Here is an 18,261-nt window from a genome sequence, read left to right as displayed (position 1 = left end):
AAAGTCTACTAACTGGAAACTCTTTTCGATTTTGTTTGGTAATTACCGATAAAGTGTGTATCTTTGTAGCCGAAATGAAATGTATAACCATTGAAATGAGATGAGAAAGGCTTTATTATTCATCAGTGTCATGCTGTTGACAGGGTCAGTGGCAATGGCACAGAAGCAGTGGACCTTGCAAGACTGTATCGATTATGCGATGGCAAATAATATCACCCTCCAAAAGTCGAAACTGCAGAAGGAGAGCGCCACTGAAGATTTGAAAGGAGCGAAGGCAGCCCTGCTGCCCACCTTGAGCGCCTCGACCAACCAGAGTCTGGGCTACCAGCCATGGAAGGATACAGGGATGGCGTATGTAACGAACGGAACGGTGAACACGAAGGTGGACAAAACCTCGTATAACGGTTCCTACTCTTTGAGCGGACAGTGGACTGTGTGGAACGGCAACCGTAATATCAACACCGTGAAGCTCGACCAGTTCTCTGAGGAACAGGCTGAGCTTCAGGCACAGGAGACGGCTAACTCCATCCAAGAGCGCATCGCACAGATATATTCCCAGATACTCTATCTGGCAGAGAATGTGAAGGTGAATGAGCAGATGCTGGAAACGAGCCTGAAGAACGAGGAACGCGGACAGGAGATGGTAAACGTGGGAAAGATGTCGAAGGCAGACTTGGCTCAGCTCTCGGCTCAGCGAGCCAACGACGAATACTCGATCGTGGAGGCTAAGAGTCAGTTGATGAACTACAAGCTGCAGTTGAAACAGTTGTTGGAGATTACGGACAATGAGCAGTTTGATGTCGCTATTCCTGAGATTGGTGACGACCAGGTGCTGGCACAGATCCCAGAGATGCAGATAGTGTATGAGCAGGCCCTACTGAGCCGTCCGGAGATAGAACGTCTGCAGTTGGCCATTAAGAGCAGCGACGTGAGCGTATCGATAGCGAAGGCCGGCTGGATGCCCAGCGTAAACCTGACGGGTGGCATCACCACCTCGACTAATTCGCTGAGTGGTACGGACTGGGGGTCGCAGATAAAGAGTAATGTAAATACATCACTGGGTGTTGGCGTGACGATGCCCATCTACGACGGACGGTCTACGAAGACTGCTGTGAATAAGGCGAAGATCAGTCAGTTGCAGGCACAGCTTAATCTGCAGGACCAGCAGAAGACACTCTACTCTGATATCCAGCAGTACTGGCTGAATGCCTGGACTAACCAACAGAAGTATCAGGCTGCAAAGAGCAGCGTCGAGAGTGCCCAGCAGAGCTATGACCTGCTCTCAGAACAGTTTCGTCTAGGACTGAAGAATATCGTGGAGCTGATGACGGGCAAGGATAACTTGCTCTCGGCCCAGCAGAACCAGTTGCAGTCGAAGTATCTGGCACTGTATAACCAGCAGATGCTCGAATTTTATCAAAGTGGGGAGATAAAGTAAAAGGTAAAAAAGTAAAAGAAGATATGAAGAAGATTGGAAAGAAAGGTTGGATAGGCATTGGCGTAGTGGCCGTGCTCATCATCGCATTCTTCCTGCTGAGAGGCGGAAAGAAAGAAGAAAAGGTGTCGTTTGATACCGCCAAGGTGGAGAACCGGAATATCCAGACGAGTATCACGGCGACGGGTACCATCGAGCCTGTGACGAGTGTGACCGTCGGTACACAGGTGTCGGGTATCGTCTCGAAACTCTATGTAGACTATAACTCGGTGGTGAAAAAGGGACAGGTTATTGCAGAACTCGACCGTACGAACCTGATCAGTGAGTTGAATACAGCAAAGGCCAACCTGAGTAGTGCACAGAGTTCGGCTGCCTACGAGTTGTCAAACTTCAACAGGTATAAGACGCTGTATGACAAGGGGCTGGTGAGTGCCGACGAGTTTGAGAGTGCCCAACTCTCTTACCTAAAGGCCAAGGAGCAGGTGAACACCTCGCGTGAGAGTGTGCAGAAGGCCCAAACCAACCTCGGCTACGCCACCATCACGTCGCCTATCGACGGTGTGATTCTCTCGAAGGCTGTAGAGGAGGGTCAGACGGTTGCCGCCTCGTTTAACACCCCTGAGCTTTTCGTGATAGCCCAGGACCTGACAAACATGCGTGTGATTGCTGATATCGACGAGGCTGACATAGGTGGCGTGAAGGAGGGGCAGCGCGTTAGTTTTACCGTGGATGCTTTCCCAGACGACCATTTTGAGGGACAGGTGACACAGGTGCGCCAGCAGGCAACCACTGAAAGTAATGTGGTGACCTATGAGGTGGTAATCTCGGCTCCCAACAACGACCTGAAGCTGAAGCCCGGTCTGACGGCTAACGTGACCATCTACACGATGGAGAAGAACAATGTGCTGGCCGTGCCCGCCAAGGCGCTGCGCTTCCAGCCCAACGATGCTTTCCTGAAGAAGGGTGAAACCATCGAGGATTGTGAGGGCGACCATAAGGTGTGGACGAAGGAAGGTCCTGTATTTAAGGCTCACAAGGTGGAGATAGGCACCAGCAACGGCATCATGACGGAAATTACAGGTGGTATTGAGGCCGGTACGGAGGTGCTTACCGACTTCAATATCTCGGGCGGTATGCCTGAGCAGGCCCAGCAGGGTGGCAATCCCTTCATGCCGCGTCCGAGAGGAAACAATAATAACAGAGGAGGACAAACCAGCCAGGGTGGTGGTGCCCCACAAAGAAGATAAGACTATGGCAGAGGACAATAGGAAAGTCGTCATTGAGCTGCAGAATGTGAAGCGTTACTTCCAGGTGGGCTCTGAGACGGTGAAGGCCCTGAGGGGTGTCTCGTTCAAGATTTACGAGGGGGAGTTTGTCACCATCCAAGGAACCTCGGGATCGGGAAAGTCGACGTTACTGAACCAACTGGGCTGTCTTGACACTCCCACCAGCGGTGAGTACTTCCTCGACGGCATCTCTGTACGTACGATGTCGAAGTCGCAACGTGCCCGTCTGAGAAATCGTAAGATTGGCTTTGTGTTCCAGAACTACAACCTGCTGGCGAAGACCACTGCTCTGGAGAATGTGGAGTTGCCACTGATGTATAACTCGGAGATCTCAGCTTCAGAGCGCCGTGAGAAGGCTATCAAGGCCCTGCAGGCAGTAGGCTTGGGCGATAGAATGTATCATAAGTCGAACCAGATGTCGGGTGGCCAGATGCAGCGTGTGGCCATTGCCCGTGCGCTGGTGAATGATCCTGCCGTGTTGCTTGCAGATGAGGCCACGGGTAACCTTGATACCCATACATCGTTTGAGATGCTCGTGCTGTTTCAGGAGTTGTATAAGCAGGGAAACACGATCATCTTTGTGACCCATAATCCGGAGATTGCGGAGTATGCCAGCCGTAACATCAACCTGCGCGACGGTAAAATCCGTGAGGATTCTATCAATACCAACATCAAGTCAGCAGCCGAGGCTCTCGCCAAGTTGCCAGTACCACAGGATGATTGAGAATTGAGTATTGAATATTGAAAATAGAACATTAATGAATATATTGAATCTGTTTAAAGTGAGCTTGAAGGCAGTGGCGAACAATAAGATGCGCTCCTTCCTCTCGATGCTGGGTATCATCATCGGCGTGGCGGCCGTGATTATCATGATGAGCATCGGACAGGGCTCGAAGGAGAGTATCCGTGCCGAGCTCTCCACGATGGGTACTAACCTGCTGACCATTCGGCCGGGTGCCGATATGCGAGGCGGTGTGCGTCAGGACCCGTCGAGTATGCAGACGCTGAAAATGGCCGACTACGAACGTATCGTCCGTGAGAAACGTTTTGTGACGAAGGTGTCACCTGAGGTTACTGCCAGCGGACAGGCCATCTATGGTAATAATAATACCAATGCCTCGATGTATGGAGAGTCGATTGATTACCTCGACATCAAGCAGTGGCCGGTAGAGGAAGGTGAGTGCTTCACGGAGGAGGATATCAAGAAGGCCGCTAAGGTTGTCGTGGTGGGAACCACCATCGTGAAGGAACTCTTTGGCGAGAATGTTGACCCGATTGGCAAGACCATCCGCTTTAAGAGCATCCCCATGCGTATCATCGGTGTGCTTAAGTCGAAGGGTTACAACTCATGGGGCATGGATCAGGATAATGTGATCATCGCCCCATACACCACGGTGATGAAGCGTATTGCCGCCCAGACCTACTTCTCGAGTATTGTCTGCTCGGCCGTAACCGAGGAACTCTCGGATGCTGCCATCGAGGAACTGACACAAATCTTGCGCGACAACCACAAGCTGAAAGAGGATGCCGATGACGACTTCACCATCCGTTCACAGGCGGAGATGATGGAGACGATGTCGAGTACGATGGATACGGTGACCATCATCCTCGTGGTGGCTGCTGCCTTCTCGCTGCTTGTGGCCGGTATCGGTATCATGAACATCATGTTGGTAAGTGTGACGGAGCGTACGAAGGAAATTGGTCTGAGGATGGCTGTGGGCGCCACGGGGCCTGTCATTTCGCTGCAGTTTCTTATCGAGTCGGTATTGATATCCGTAACCGGAGGCTTGATTGGCGTTCTCGTCGGGGTAGGGGTCAGTGCGTTTGTCTCTTCTTTCGGCATGCCGTCGAGCGTACCGGCATGGAGCATCTACGTGTCGTTTCTCGTGTGTGTTTTTATCGGTGTACTCTTCGGCTATATCCCTGCCCAAAAGGCTGCCAATATGGACCCAATAGAAGCTATCCGTCATGAATAGAACGCTATATCTTTGTCTTCACATCGGCATTTGGGCCTTCATGTTTCTTTCGCCCCTCACCTTTATGAGAGGCAATAGTATGCCGGCTTTTCAGTATGCGATGAACTGTATGACGCCGCTGCTGATGATGGTGGTGTTCTACGTGAACTACTTTTGGCTGACACCGCGTAACTTTGTTGTCGGCAAGCGCCGTTACTTCCTGTTGTTCAACCTGATCATGGTTGTGGGCCTGGGCATTTTCCTCCACCTGTGGGTACTCTTTACTCGAGAGTTGTTCCAGGCGACGGCCCCTCGTTTCCGTGAGACGGCCATCGATACGGTGTCGTATATCATCCGCGATATCCTGAGTCTGGGTATGTCGGCAGGTGTGGCTACCGCTATCGTACTTGCTACTAAGTGGCAACGTAATGAGGAGGAGCGCCTGGAAGCCGACAATGCCCGCGTGGAAGCTGAGCTGAGGAACTTGCGTTCGCAGATCAACCCCCACTTCTTATTGAACACGCTGAACAATATCTATGCGCTGACGGCCATTGACACCACTCGGGCACAGAATGCGATTCAACAGTTGTCGAAAATGATGCGCCACATGCTTTATGACAACCAAGAATCAGAGGTGGTGCTGCAGAATGAGATACAGTTCCTCGACAACTACGTGAATCTGATGAGGATCAGATTGTCGCAGAATGTTGACGTGACGTTTGAGAAAGATGTGGAGGATCCCTATGCGAAGGTGGCGCCGTTGCTCTTTATCTCTCTGATAGAGAACGCCTTCAAACACGGCGTCAGCCCTACGGAGCCCAGCTTCATCCATATTAAGATGAACCAGAAGGGGCGCGAACTCTGTTTTGCGATTGAAAATTCCAACCATCCCAAAACCAGTCAAGACCGTAGTGGCCACGGTATCGGGTTGCAACAGGTACAGCGCCGGCTCGACCTGTCGTACGCTGGGCGCTATGAATGGACTAAGGGTCCTACTGAGGACGGGAAAAACTATTTATCTACCATCAAAATTAAATTATGAAGATCAAATGTGCCATTATCGATGATGAGCCTTTGGCAGCAGGTCTGCTGGAGAGCTACACTAAAAAGACTCAATATCTGAGTCTGATTGGAACTTACAACAATGCTATTCAGGCCATGAAGGATTTGCGCGAGAATCCAGTGCAGCTGCTGTTTCTGGACATCCAAATGCCTGAACTCTCGGGCATTGAGTTCGCCAAGATCCTACCGAAGGATACGAAAATCATCTTCACTACTGCCTTCCCGCAGTATGCTGTGGAGGGATATAAGGTGAATGCCCTCGACTATATGTTGAAGCCTATCTCCTACGACGACTTCCTGAAGTCGACTGACAAGGCGCTGGAGTGGTTCTCGATTAAGTTGAAGCAGGAAGTGTACAGCCGCGACCGCTTTATGCTTGTCAAAAGCGACTATAAGCTTCTGCGCGTGAGCCTCGACGACATCCTCTATATTGAAGGTCTGAAAGACTATGTGCGTTTCTACCTGAAGAATGGTGAAAAGGTGATGTCGTTGATGTCGATGAGAAGACTCGAGGACTATTTGCCCAAACCGGAGTTCCTGCGTACCCACCGTTCGTATATTGTCCACATGACGGAGACGCCCTTTGTAGACCGTTTCCGTATTGTCTTTGGCGATGTCTATATTCCCATCTCTGACAACTACAAAGAGGATGTACAGCAATTCTTTGATGAGCATACACTCGTGTAAAAAACGTTAAAAGCGACGCATCATGCGCCGCTTTCACTTTATTTTTGTAACTTTGCACGCGATTAGGTTGATTATTACTCATTTTTAAAAATTATAATTAAAACGTTATGGTAAATTACAAGGATTTGGGTCTCGTGAATACCCGCGAGATGTTTAAGAGAGCAGTAGCTGGTGGCTATGCTATCCCCGCTTTCAACTTTAACACCATGGAGCAGATGCAGGCTATTGTGCAGGCAGCCGTTGAGACGAAGTCACCTGTAATCATGCAGGTTTCCAAAGGTGCTCGTAACTATGCCAATGCTACGATCCTCCGTTATATGGCTGAGGGTGCTGTGGCATACGCTAAGGAACTGGGATGTGAGCATCCCGAGATTGTGCTGCACCTCGATCATGGTGATAGCTTCGAACTCTGCAAGGACTGTATCGACATGGGCTTCTCTTCTGTGATGTACGATGGTAGCTCACTGCCTTACGAGGAGAATATCAAGATCTCTCGTCAGGTTGTAGAATATGCTCACAAGTATGACGTGACTGTAGAGTGTGAGCTTGGCGTACTGGCTGGTGTTGAGGATGAGGTGGTAGCTGAGGAGTCTCACTACACGAAGCCTGAGGAGGTAATCGATTTCGCTACCCGTACAGGTTGCGACTCATTGGCTATCTCTATCGGTACGTCTCACGGTGCTTACAAGTTTAAGCCCGAGCAGTGCACTCGCGATCCGAAGACTGGTAAGCTCGTTCCTCCTCCATTGGCATTCGATGTGCTGGCTGAGATTGAGCAGAAGCTTCCTGGATTCCCCATCGTGCTCCACGGTTCTTCTTCTGTACCTCAGGACGAGGTTGACACCATCAACAAGTTCGGTGGTAACCTGCCCGATGCAGTAGGTATTCCTGAGGAGCAGCTCCGCAAGGCTTCTAAGAGTGCTGTCTGCAAGATCAACATTGACTCAGACTCTCGTCTGGCTATGACAGCTGCCATCCGTCAGTATCTGGCAGAGCATCCTGATCACTTCGATCCTCGTCAGTATCTGAAGCCTGCCCGTGAGAACATGAAGAAGATGTACATCCACAAGATTGTGAATGTGCTTGGTTCTGATGGTAAGCTGGCTCAGTAATTGGGACGTTTACAATCTAATTTGCACCGCACATAGGGATTTCCTTATGTGCGGTACTTTTTTGATGTAAAAAAAATAAGAATTATTTGGAATAGTTCAGGAAATTGTTTACTTTTGCACAATAAATAATTGAATACAATCTAAATAATGGACAAAAAGGTTTTATTTTTTCTTTTCAGTCTGCTCTTCTGTGCTACTCTCGCAAGTGCTCAAGAGGTGCAGAAAAGTGACTTACAGAAGCGTGCGGAGGCTGTGGACCCGAAACAGAATATTGCCAGTGCACGCTCGTTGTATATCCATGCTTTCAATGACTATTACAATAAAGGACAGATACGTCAGGGTGTAGAGTGCGCCGTGAAGGCAACGGCCCTGTATTATAAGGAGAACTTCTATAAGGAAGCCTTCGACCTGTTGCACCGTGCTGATGACGCCATCAACTCCAGTAAACAGTCGGCCAGTGAGAAGGCTGCCTCGCATTATCTGGTGACGAAGGAACGTCTGCAGATGTATATGAAGCTCCGCAAGGGCGAAAGTGCTAAGGATCAGCTCAAGATACTGGAAAGTTTTGCTAGTCAGACCAGTGACGAGAATGTAAAGAACGACCTGCTTTACACCAAGGCTATCTATTATTATACTTTCGGTCAGAATGCACAGGGTAATGCAGTGTTCAAGGAAATGGCCGATAAGCTTACTGCCCAGAAGGAATATGATAAGGTGGACGAGGTATATCAGACACTGATTGCCAATGGCCGTAAGAGCAATAATGCCAACATGGTGGCACAGTCGTATAGTAACTATATTGCTTGGAAAGACTCTGCCAGTGCCATGAAGCACGCTGATGAGATTGCTGCTCTGAAGAAGCAGATTGCCGACAATGAGGCCGCTATCTCCGAGAAGGACAGCTCGCTGACTACGCGTCAGGTGATTATCATCGGACTCTGTATTGTTCTGGCTGCGTTGGCTGCTGCCCTGGTAGTGGGTGGCGTTGTGCTGATGCGCTTCATCCTGCTGACCCGAAAGCAGAAGAAGACCATCAAACTCGCCAACGAAAGTGATGCATTGAAGGCTAAATTCATTAGCAATATCTCTGCCCAGTTGGAGCCGACCCTGAAGAAACTCGATGATAGTATTCCGGAGGTGCAGGCCCTCTTGGATTTCTCCAACCGTATCCAGACCCTGTCGGAACTCCAAAACTCCGCCAATAAAGAATTGGAAATGGAAGATGTACAGATTCAGCAGTTCTGTGAGGATTTGTTGGGTGAGGTGCGTGACAAAATTAAGAAGGATGTGACGCTGTCGGTGAATGTGCCCAAGATGAACGTCTGTATCAATAAAGAATACGTTTCCCATATTCTGTTGCATCTGCTTAGTAATGCGGCAGAATACACACCGGCAGGTGGAAACATCTGGCTGGACTTCAAGAAACGTAGTCCGCATAAGTACCAGTTCTTGGTATCGGATACAGGCTGTGGTATTCCCGAGGAGAAGCAGGATGATGTGTTCAAACCATTCCTTGAGATCAGGGACCTCACTACAGGTGACGGTTTGGGTCTGCCCATCTGCAGACAGATGGCACAGAATATGAATGGTGACCTGAGTATCGACTCCCAGTTTACGAAAGGAGCACGTTTCGTGATGGATTTGAATGTGTAAGGATTCCCTTTAAAAATATAAATATAAAAAGGTACGCCCGCGAGGTCAATGAATCTCGCGGGCGCCTTTTTTATTCGTTGATGCGTTTAAAGGCTTGAGGGATGTACTTTATCAGGTCGCTGGCGATGACACTCTCTATACCGAGTTCACGTGCGGCGATATCACCTGCCAGACCATGGAGATACATGCCGACGACACAGGCATCCTCATGCTTGTAGCCTCGTGCCAGCAATCCGGTAATAATGCCGGTGAGCACGTCGCCGCTACCTGCTGTGGCCATTCCTGCATTGCCGGTGGAGTTGAACATGATATGTCCGTCGGGGAGACAAAGCGAGGTGTGATGACCTTTCACTAGGATGTAGCCATGCAGACGCTGAGCCAAGTCGCGGGCTTTCATCAGCCGTTCGTAACTATCGGTACTTGGACCCTCCAGACGGTCGAACTCCTTGGGGTGGGGCGTCATGATGATACCCTTGGGCAGTTGCTGGAGCCAAGCTCGGTGGTTGGCGATGACGTTGATGGCGTCGGCATCGGCCACTACCGGACATTGTGTACGGCGTAGTTGGGCAATGATAGCGATGGCGGTCTGTTCGCTGGTACCCAAACCGGGACCGATGCCCACGGCATTGAAGTCTTCGGTATCGACGGCCTCCGAGAAAATGGTCTCTTCGCGGTCGAATTGGATAATGGCTTCAGGCACACTGATTTGCAGGAGCATACTGTTGCGCTTGGGAGTGTGGGTGGTGACCTTTCCGGCACCGGCCCGCAAACAGGCTTTCGTCGCCAGCACAGAGGCGCCCCCCATGCCGTAGCTGCCTGCAATAATCAGGGCATTGCCCATCTTGCCTTTATGGGCAAAGGGATCACGATGCAGCAGACGGGGACGTATGTCGTTCTCCTCGATAAGGGTGTAGTTGGCATCTATCTTATCGATGCCCTGCTTGCTGAGTCGAATGTCGAGTATCTTCAGGCGTCCGATATACATCTGATTCTCTGGGAATAGGAAAGATAGTTTAGGCAACTGAAGGGTCAGCGTAAGATTGGCTCGAATAATATTGGTGCGTACATTATAGGTGTTGTCCTCTGTCATAAGCCCCGACGGTATGTCGATGCTGACCACCTGAGCCGGTGAGGCGTTGATATACTTGACGAGTGAGGCAAATCCACCCGCTAACGGCTTGTTGAGTCCAGAACCGAACAGACCGTCGACGACCAGTGTTCCTGCATCTAGCTGTGGTGGCTCAAATTCCTGGGTGACCTCTATTAGGGCTTTCGACTTCTTGTCGAAAAGTCGCTTCCGGTTGATGATACAATCTTCTGACAGACTTCCAGAGACATTAAAAAGATAGGCACATACATCGTAGCCTTTATCACATAGCATTCTGCCAACGGCGAGGGCGTCTCCTCCATTATTGCCAGGTCCGGCAAAAATGATGACAGGCGTCTGACTCCCCCATACTTCTGTTATGGCTTGGGTAATGGCTTTGGCTGCACGCTCCATCAAATCAATGCTTTTGATGGGCTCATTCTCTATCGTATACTTGTCCAGTTCATGAATCTGGGCGCTCGTGAATAATTTCATAGGTGCAAAAATACGAAAAATATGCTAACAAAAGCAGAAGTTTGGAAGTTTTTTTGTAATTTTGCACAAATTTTCAATTCTTTCAGCGTATGAGTACTGTTAAAATCAAGGACAAAACGTTTCAGACGTCGATAGCCGAGTCAGAAATTAAGAATCGAGTCAAGGCTCTGGCACAACAAATCAGTCATGATATGGAGGGTAAGACTCCATTGTTCTTAGGTGTTCTTAATGGCGCTTTTATCTTTGCAGCCGATTTGATTCGGGAGATGTCAATCCCTTGTGAGATTTCTTTCGTAAAGTTGGCCTCGTATCAGGGCACGACCTCAACAGGAAAGGTTCATGAAGTCTTGGGCATCAATGAAGACCTTTCTGGACGCACAGTCATTATTGTGGAGGATATTGTGGAGAGTGGTCAGACCATGAAGCGAATGATTGAGTCGCTGGGTACCAGGAATCCCGCTTCTGTGCATGTTTGTGCTTTGTTTTTCAAACCAGATAAACTGAAGGAAGACATAAATCTTGATTATGTGGCGTTCCGTATTCCAGACGATTTCATTGTGGGCTATGGCCTCGACTATGATGGTTTGGGACGCGATTTGAAAGATATCTATACGATTGTTCAGGAATAATAATGAAAATTTAATTATCAGGATAATGAAGAATATTGTAATTTTCGGAGCTCCGGGCTCAGGTAAGGGCACCCAGAGCGACAAAATGATTGAGAAGTATGGACTGAATCATATCTCTACGGGCGATGTGCTCCGTGCAGAGATTAAGAAAGGTTCGGAGTTAGGTAAGACGGCTGCCACTTTTATTGATAACGGACAGCTGATTCCCGATGACCTGATGGTCAGCATCTTGGCATCGGTCTATGACTCTTTCGGCAAGGAACATAAAGGTGTAATCTTCGATGGCTTCCCTCGTACTATCCCGCAGGCTGAGGCACTGAAGAAGATGCTCGAAGAACGTGGTGACAAAGTGGCTGCGATGATAGAGCTCGACGTGCCTGAGGACGAACTGATGAAGCGCCTGATTTTGCGTGGACAACAGAGTGGTCGTGCCGATGACAACGAGGAGACGATTAAGAAGCGCCTTGTAGTATATCATTCTCAGACTCAGCCTCTTATTGAGTGGTATAAGCAGGAAGGAATCCACTATCATATCAATGGTTCTGGTGAGCTCGACCGTATCTTTGCAGATATCTGTAACGTGATTGATGGAATCTAATTTCGTAGACTATGTGAAGATCTATTGCCGCTCGGGAAAAGGCGGCAAGGGATCGATGCACCTTCGCCATGTGAAGTATAACCCCAACGGTGGTCCCGATGGTGGTGACGGTGGCAAAGGAGGTAGTATCATTCTGCGTGGTAATCATAACTACTGGACGTTGTTACACCTGAAGTACGAGCGTCATATTTTTGCCGAGCATGGTGGTAATGGCGGCAAGGACAAATGCCATGGTACTGACGGCAAGGATGTGTATATCGACGTGCCCTGTGGAACAGTGGTCTATAATGCCGAGACGGGTAAGTATGTCTGTGATGTGACCTATGATGGTCAGGAGGTACTATTGTTGAAGGGTGGACGTGGCGGACTGGGTAACTTCCAATTCCGTACGGCCACGAATCAGGCTCCACGCTATGCGCAGCCTGGAGAACCGATGCAGGAGATGACCATCATCCTTGAACTGAAGCTGTTGGCTGACGTCGGTCTTGTAGGTTTCCCCAATGCCGGTAAGTCGACGTTGGTGTCGTCGCTTTCGAATGCCCGTCCGAAGATTGCCAATTACCCTTTTACCACGATGGAGCCTTCCCTTGGCATTGTAGGCTATCGCGATAATAAGTCGTTTGTGATGGCCGACATTCCAGGTATCATTGAAGGGGCGTCGGAAGGTAAAGGTCTGGGTCTTAGGTTCTTGCGGCATATTGAGCGTAATTCCTTGCTGCTCTTTATGGTGCCAGGTGATACCGATGATATCAAACGTGAGTACGAGATTCTTCTGAACGAGTTGGCACAGTTTAATCCTGAGTTGCTTGACAAGCACCGTGTCTTGGCTGTGACAAAATGCGACCTGCTCGATGAAGAGCTGATAGAGATGTTGCGGGAGACGCTGCCTAAGGATCTTCCTGTCGTATTTATCTCTGCCGTGACTGGTTTTGGACTTGAAGAATTGAAGGATGTGCTTTGGCGCGAACTGAATGCCGAGAGTAATAAACTAGCTGTCATTACTTCTGAGGATACGCTTGTGCATCGTGATAAGGATATGAGTCGTTTCGCCCAGGAATTGGCAGATGAGGGCGAGGACGATGAGATTGAATATATTGACGACGATGAAATAGAAGATCTCGACGATTTTGAATACGAAGAAGAAGGTGAGGCATAAGTCTCATCTTCTTCATTTTTGGTGATATCATGACTAAGAGCAAGACTTTTTACCAATTTTAAAAAAAGTTACCGTTTTATTACAATAATTCGAATTATTTCCTTATCTTTGCAGCGAAATTTCATTGTTGGGACTTGTCCCACTAATTAATTAATTAAAACAGTTCTTATTTTATGCAGAAAAGATTGCTCTTTCTGGTTGCTGTATTGTTGACGATGACGTTGACGGCTATGGCACAAATCACAACTTCAAGTATGGCTGGAAAGGTGACCCTCGACGATGTTAATGGCGAGGAAGTCATCGGTGCTACCATCATTGCAGTACACGAGCCTTCTGGTACTCGTTACACTGCTGTGACCAACACGACGGGCCGTTTTACCATTCAGGGTATGCGTACCGGTGGTCCGTATGATGTTACTATTTCTTACATTGGTTTCCAGCCGAAGACTGTCAAGGGTATTACCCTTCAGCTTGGTGAGACCTACAACCTTACCGTTTTCCTCTCTGAGGATGCAAACGAATTGGCAGAGGTCATTGTAAGTGGTAAGGCTTCAAAGTTTGCTGCAGAGAAGACAGGTGCTTCTACCAACATTAATAGCTCGCAGATCACGAATCTGCCGACAGTCAGCCGTTCGATTACGGACGTGACCCGTCTGTCTCCTTATGGTGGTAATGGCATGAGTTTTGCTGGTAGCGACGGTCGTACAGCTAACTTCACCGTCGACGGTGCAAACTTCAACAACAACTTCGGTTTGAGTTCTAACCTTCCTGGTGGTGGTAACCCTATCTCTATCGATGCTATCGAAGAGTTGCAGGTGGTGATTTCTCCGTATGATGTCCGTCAGACCAACTTCATCGGTGGTGGTGTGAACGCTATTACCAAGTCGGGTACGAACACCTTCAAGGGTAGTGCATACGTCTATCACAAGAATGAGAATATGCAGGGTGACGCTGTGAACCGCCAGCAGATTGCAGGTGCTCGCGAGAAGGCCCAGACCACTACTTACGGTATCACCTTTGGTGGTCCGATCATCAAGAACAAGTTGTTCTTCTTCGTTAATGGTGAGATGATTAAGATTCCTTCTATCGTTAACCGTTGGAGAGGTTCAGATGATGGTAAGGCTGATGCCGACAATTACATTTCACGTACGACGAACAAGGATCTGGAGGCCGTTTCCAACTATGTGAAGAATAAGTATGGTTACAATACTGGTAGTTGGACCAGCTTCCCCGCTGATGAGAGCAACTATAAACTAATGGCTCGTCTCGACTGGAACATCAACGACAAACACAAGGTGGCCCTGCGTTACAACTATACCAAGAACAACGTTTGGAATGCTCCTAATGCTACTTCTATGGATGGTGGTACACGTATGGCTGGTGCCCGTATGTCTCAGTATTCGATGTCTTTTGCAAACTCCATGTACTCGATGGAGAACATCGTGCATTCTTGGTCGCTTGACTTGAACAGTCGTTTTACGGAGAATCTCTCCAACCAGTTCCTGGCAACCATCTCTAAGCTTGACGATGTACGTGGAACAGACTCTTCAGAGTTCCCCTTCATTGATATCACGAAAGACGGCAATAACTACATTGCCCTCGGTTATGAGCTGTTCACTTGGAACAATGCCGTTCACAACACCATTTGGAATATTAAGGACGATGTGACCTATTATATGGGTGCCCACAAGATCATGGCTGGCATCTCCTTTGAGCATCAGATGGCTGACAACCAGTATATGCGTAATGGCTCTGGTTACTATCGTTACAATTGGGAGGATGGCATGAGTGTTGAAGAACTGTTTAACCAGACGCCTGAGATTTTCTGTCTGACCTATGGTTACGATGGTGAGTCGAAGCCTGCTGCCCGCGTACAGTTCAATCGTCCTGGTATCTATGCTCAGGATGAGTGGAACATTACGGACAAGCTGAAGCTTACGTATGGTCTGCGTGTCGATGGTCTGTTCTTCAACAACAGTGACCTGATGACAAACAACGCCATTCTGGATCTCGATTATAATGGTCGTAAAATTGATACAGGTAAGTGGCCTAAGAACAGCATTACCTTCTCTCCGCGTTTGGGCTTTACTTACGACGTGTTTGGCGATAAGTCACTGAAGGTACGTGGTGGTACTGGCCTCTTCTCTGGACGTCTGCCGCTCGTGTTCTTCACAAACATGCCTACCAATGGTGGTCTCGTACAGTATCAGGCTCAGATCAACGCTGCTAATGCCGAGAAGAAAGGTTTTTCAATGGATACCTTCGCAGGCGGTCCGATGACCAGTGTCAGCGACATGCTGAACAAACTGCAGAGCCTGGGATATCCTCAGACTGTTTCTCCTAAAGACGGTACCGTTCCTTCTGCTGTGAATGGTGTGGATCCTGACTTTAAGATGCCTCAGGTATGGAAGAGCTCAATCGCTTTAGACTATCAGCTGCCTGTGAACTTCCCGTTCACGGTGAGTGTTGAGGGCATCTTCAACAAGACCATCAATGGTGTGTCAATCTCTGACTGGAGTATCCCCAACCCCGGTGGTTTTGCCCGTTTCAACGGTGCTGACAACCGTCCTATCTATCCTGCCGGCTTCCGTACCAACACCAAGGCGTTCGTCCTTGAGAACACCAGCAAGGGTTATGGATGGAGTGCATCGGTTGAGTTGAAGGCCCAGCCTGCTGACTGGATTAGTCTGATGGCAGCTTATACGCATACTGTGAGCAAGGAGATTACCGGTATGCCAGGTTCTGCTGCCGAGTCTGCCTTTACATATGTTCCCACTGTGGAGGGTCCGAACAATATCAAGTTGCACAACTCTCAGTATGTAACTCCTGATCGTCTGGTAGCCAGCGCTACTATTCACGATAAGTGCGGTAACCACTACAACCTTGTCTATGAGGCTTTCCGTGGTGGAAACAACTACTCTTATATGATGGTTAATGATATCAATAGCGACGGTTACAACTACGATGCCCTCTATATCCCGAAGGATGGTGAGGTAGGCGTAGGCACCGGTGAGTTCCGCTTCGTTTCTCAGGATGATATGCAGCGCTTCATGGACTATGTTCATAATGACGGCTACCTGAGCAAGCATCAGGGTGAGTATGCAGAGCCTTACAGCGTTTACTCTCCTTGGGTACACCGTGTTGACTTCGGTTATAAGCACGACTTTACGCTGAATATCGGTAAGACCAAGCACACTCTGCAGCTGACCTTCGATATGAAGAATGTCCTGAACTTCTTCGACTCTTCTTGGGGCGTTGCCAAGTTCCTGAATCCTGAGATTGGTTCTGAGGCCCGTATCCTGAAGTATGAAGGTGTCGACGCACAGGGTTATGCAACCTTCTCTACACCGGGCTCTATCAGTGGTAAGACAGAGACATGGACTCCCAACTACTCGCTCAGCCAGTGCTGGAATGCTTCAATCGGTATTAAGTACTATTTTAATTAAGAGTAAAAAGGGTAAATAATATAAAAGGTAAAGAATATGAAACTAAGATATTTCATTCCGTCTCTCATGGCAGTTGTTGCTGCTATGTTTACAGGCTGCTCTGACAAAAACGACCCGACCTATCTCAGTGAGATTCGTGTGTCACAGTCTTATGTGGCTCTTAATACCAGCGGTGGTTCTACTTCTATCGATGTAACAGCTAGCGGAAGTTGGACTGTTACAGGTGCTCCTGAGTGGTTGACCGTTTCACCTGCTTCTGGTACTGGTAACGGCTCTATCACCTTCTCTGCTGATGCTGCAGAAGGCCGCTCGGCTGAGCTTTTGATTACATGCGATGGCGTGAGTCAGCGTGTGAATGTGATCCAGGGTATTGCACAGGTATCTACTGCTACATGTGCAGAGGTGATTGCTGGCCCTGATTCCAAGACCTATCGTGTAACTGGTGTCGTAACCTCTATTGCCAATACTACTTATGGTAACTGGTATTTGAACGATGGCACAGGTGAGGTATACATCTATGGCACACTTGATAAGAAAGGTGCCGAGAAGAATTTCGAAAGCCTGGGTCTCGAAGTGGGTGATGAGGTGACTATCGAAGGTCCCAAGACTACCTATGGTACAACTGTTGAGCTCGTTAATGTGACTGTTGTGAAGATCAACAAGTCACTGATTAAGTGCGACTCTCTGAGTACCGCTGAGCCTCTGGCTGTTGAAGGCGGCGAGATCCTTGCATACCTTACCTGCAAAGGTACTGGCGTAGCTGTCGAGATACCCGAAGATGCCAAGAGCTGGCTCGGCGTGGTTTCTTCTACTGTAGGTGCTAATCCTACTGTTACCTTCCGTGCTGCCAAGAACGAGGGTGGTGACCGAGAGGCTACAGTGGTCTTTAAGACTACTGATGGCTCTAAGGAATATTCTGCTCAGACAACAATCAAGCAGAAGGGTGCTATCATACAGTGCAGTATTGCCGACTTCCTTGCTGCACCTGTAAGTAATTTCCAGTATCGCTTGTCTGGTATTATCACTAAAATAGATAATGCAGATAATGGCAATCTCTATATCAAGGATTACTCTGGCGAGGTTTATGTCTATGGCATTGGTGCTAAGGGCGCCTTCAAGTCCAGTGGCCTTGTAGAGGGCGATGTGGTAACACTCGTCGGTAAGCGTGGCGAGTATAAGGGAACAGCCCAGATGACTAACGCCCAGACAGAGAGCTATATTAAGGTTCAAGAGAAGACTATTTCAGAGTTCCTCGCTGAGCCTGATGATACTGGCGCTTACTACAAAGTGTCTGGTACTGTTGACGAGATTGCCAACGATACTTATGGTAACATCTACATCACCGATGGTACAAACCGCTTGTATATCTATGGTTGCTATCCCGGATGGGGCGCAACTGGTGATGCCCGTAAGGGTGCTGTTGCCACCTATGGTATCACCGTAGGCACTACATTGACCGTGATAGGTCCGAAGACTACCTATAATGGAACAACCCAGGTGAAAAACGCTGTATATTTCTCAAGCAAGTAAATAAACAGTCTAAATTATAAATGACTCCCGGTGTTTTGGGCACTGGGAGTCTTTTTTACATAAATAATTGATGAAAAAGTTGCATTAATGAAATTAAATTCCTACCTTTGCAGCTAATAATACTCATCTA

Annotated in this window: 14 protein-coding genes; 13 read left to right on the top strand and 1 reads right to left on the bottom strand. The window is 48.5% G+C overall.

The window, feature by feature from the left end; genetic code table 11:
* The first annotated feature begins 100 nt into the window (after positions 1-100).
* From BMY16_RS12080 to BMY16_RS12045, 8 genes are all read left to right on the top strand, one after another.
* Positions 101-1,438, top strand: a complete 1,338-nt coding sequence (locus tag BMY16_RS12080) for a TolC family protein (RefSeq protein WP_091842791.1) — start codon at positions 101-103, stop codon at positions 1,436-1,438.
* 23 nt (positions 1,439-1,461) lie between these two features.
* Entirely contained in the window at positions 1,462-2,682 is a 1,221-nt protein-coding gene (locus tag BMY16_RS12075) for an efflux RND transporter periplasmic adaptor subunit (RefSeq protein WP_091842790.1), read from the top strand.
* Between the two features lie 4 nt (positions 2,683-2,686).
* A complete protein-coding gene (locus BMY16_RS12070) occupies positions 2,687-3,445 on the top strand; it encodes an ABC transporter ATP-binding protein (RefSeq protein ID WP_091843050.1) in 759 nt (252 codons plus the stop codon).
* A gap of 34 nt (positions 3,446-3,479) precedes the next feature.
* Positions 3,480-4,697, top strand: a complete 1,218-nt coding sequence (locus BMY16_RS12065) for an ABC transporter permease (protein ID WP_091842788.1) — start codon at positions 3,480-3,482, stop codon at positions 4,695-4,697.
* Positions 4,690-5,718: a sensor histidine kinase gene (locus BMY16_RS12060; RefSeq protein WP_244513052.1), complete on the top strand. Its 1,029-nt coding sequence runs from the start codon at positions 4,690-4,692 to the stop codon at positions 5,716-5,718. Before BMY16_RS12065 ends, BMY16_RS12060 begins: the two co-directional genes overlap by 8 nt.
* Positions 5,715-6,425, top strand: a complete 711-nt coding sequence (locus BMY16_RS12055) for a LytR/AlgR family response regulator transcription factor (protein WP_091842787.1) — start codon at positions 5,715-5,717, stop codon at positions 6,423-6,425. Before BMY16_RS12060 ends, BMY16_RS12055 begins: the two co-directional genes overlap by 4 nt.
* Before the next feature lie 107 nt (positions 6,426-6,532).
* Complete coding sequence (locus tag BMY16_RS12050) at positions 6,533-7,537, top strand: class II fructose-bisphosphate aldolase (protein ID WP_091842786.1); 1,005 nt, start codon at positions 6,533-6,535, stop codon at positions 7,535-7,537.
* Positions 7,538-7,753: 216 nt separating this feature from the next.
* The gene (locus tag BMY16_RS12045) at positions 7,754-9,190 is read left to right on the top strand and encodes an ATP-binding protein (RefSeq protein ID WP_244513051.1); all 1,437 of its coding nucleotides are present in this window, start codon (positions 7,754-7,756) and stop codon (positions 9,188-9,190) included.
* 70 nt (positions 9,191-9,260) lie between these two features.
* On the opposite strand, the gene BMY16_RS12040 is transcribed toward BMY16_RS12045, so the two are convergent.
* Positions 9,261-10,772, bottom strand: coding sequence for an NAD(P)H-hydrate dehydratase (locus tag BMY16_RS12040; protein WP_091842783.1), 1,512 nt, complete (start codon positions 10,770-10,772; stop codon positions 9,261-9,263).
* A gap of 89 nt (positions 10,773-10,861) precedes the next feature.
* Here BMY16_RS12040 and hpt point away from each other — a divergent pair, with 89 nt between their 5' ends.
* The 5 genes from hpt to BMY16_RS12015 all read left to right on the top strand — a co-directional run bounded on the left by hpt (position 10,862) and on the right by BMY16_RS12015 (position 18,131).
* Positions 10,862-11,401, top strand: a complete 540-nt coding sequence (gene hpt, locus BMY16_RS12035) for a hypoxanthine phosphoribosyltransferase (protein ID WP_091842781.1) — start codon at positions 10,862-10,864, stop codon at positions 11,399-11,401.
* A 25-nt stretch (positions 11,402-11,426) separates the two neighbouring features.
* Positions 11,427-11,999 (top strand): adenylate kinase, encoded by a 573-nt coding sequence (locus BMY16_RS12030; protein ID WP_091842780.1) that lies wholly within the window; start codon positions 11,427-11,429, stop codon positions 11,997-11,999.
* Positions 11,989-13,155, top strand: coding sequence for a GTPase ObgE (gene obgE, locus BMY16_RS12025; RefSeq protein ID WP_091842778.1), 1,167 nt, complete (start codon positions 11,989-11,991; stop codon positions 13,153-13,155). Before BMY16_RS12030 ends, obgE begins: the two co-directional genes overlap by 11 nt.
* Positions 13,156-13,328: 173 nt before the next feature.
* Positions 13,329-16,601 carry a TonB-dependent receptor gene (locus tag BMY16_RS12020; RefSeq protein ID WP_091842776.1) on the top strand — a complete coding sequence of 1,091 codons (3,273 nt, stop codon included), beginning with the start codon at positions 13,329-13,331 and terminating at the stop codon, positions 16,599-16,601.
* 36 nt (positions 16,602-16,637) lie between these two features.
* Positions 16,638-18,131, top strand: a complete 1,494-nt coding sequence (locus tag BMY16_RS12015) for a BACON domain-containing protein (protein ID WP_091842775.1) — start codon at positions 16,638-16,640, stop codon at positions 18,129-18,131.
* Positions 18,132-18,261: the final 130 nt, after the last annotated feature.

It is taken from the genome of Prevotella sp. ne3005, assembly GCF_900110085.1.
Classification (GTDB): Bacteria; Bacteroidota; Bacteroidia; order Bacteroidales; family Bacteroidaceae; genus Prevotella.
Note: the sequence above shows the minus strand (reverse complement) of the source record. Positions and strands in the feature narration are given on the sequence as shown.

Bases quoted from the DNA above. Each gene is read 5' to 3' on its own strand.
- hpt (WP_091842781.1), top strand. From the start codon at position 10,862: ATGAGTACTGTTAAAATCAAGGACAAAACGTTTCAGACGTCGATAGCC.
- BMY16_RS12075 (WP_091842790.1), top strand. From the start codon at position 1,462: ATGAAGAAGATTGGAAAGAAAGGTTGGATAGGCATTGGCGTAGTGGCC.
- BMY16_RS12070 (WP_091843050.1), top strand. From the start codon at position 2,687: ATGGCAGAGGACAATAGGAAAGTCGTCATTGAGCTGCAGAATGTGAAG.
- BMY16_RS12040 (WP_091842783.1), bottom strand. From the start codon at position 10,772: ATGAAATTATTCACGAGCGCCCAGATTCATGAACTGGACAAGTATACG.
- obgE (WP_091842778.1), top strand. From the start codon at position 11,989: ATGGAATCTAATTTCGTAGACTATGTGAAGATCTATTGCCGCTCGGGA.
- BMY16_RS12080 (WP_091842791.1), top strand. From the start codon at position 101: ATGAGAAAGGCTTTATTATTCATCAGTGTCATGCTGTTGACAGGGTCA.
- BMY16_RS12030 (WP_091842780.1), top strand. From the start codon at position 11,427: ATGAAGAATATTGTAATTTTCGGAGCTCCGGGCTCAGGTAAGGGCACC.
- BMY16_RS12020 (WP_091842776.1), top strand. From the start codon at position 13,329: ATGCAGAAAAGATTGCTCTTTCTGGTTGCTGTATTGTTGACGATGACG.
- BMY16_RS12060 (WP_244513052.1), top strand. From the start codon at position 4,690: ATGAATAGAACGCTATATCTTTGTCTTCACATCGGCATTTGGGCCTTC.
- BMY16_RS12055 (WP_091842787.1), top strand. From the start codon at position 5,715: ATGAAGATCAAATGTGCCATTATCGATGATGAGCCTTTGGCAGCAGGT.
- BMY16_RS12065 (WP_091842788.1), top strand. From the start codon at position 3,480: ATGAATATATTGAATCTGTTTAAAGTGAGCTTGAAGGCAGTGGCGAAC.
- BMY16_RS12050 (WP_091842786.1), top strand. From the start codon at position 6,533: ATGGTAAATTACAAGGATTTGGGTCTCGTGAATACCCGCGAGATGTTT.
- BMY16_RS12015 (WP_091842775.1), top strand. From the start codon at position 16,638: ATGAAACTAAGATATTTCATTCCGTCTCTCATGGCAGTTGTTGCTGCT.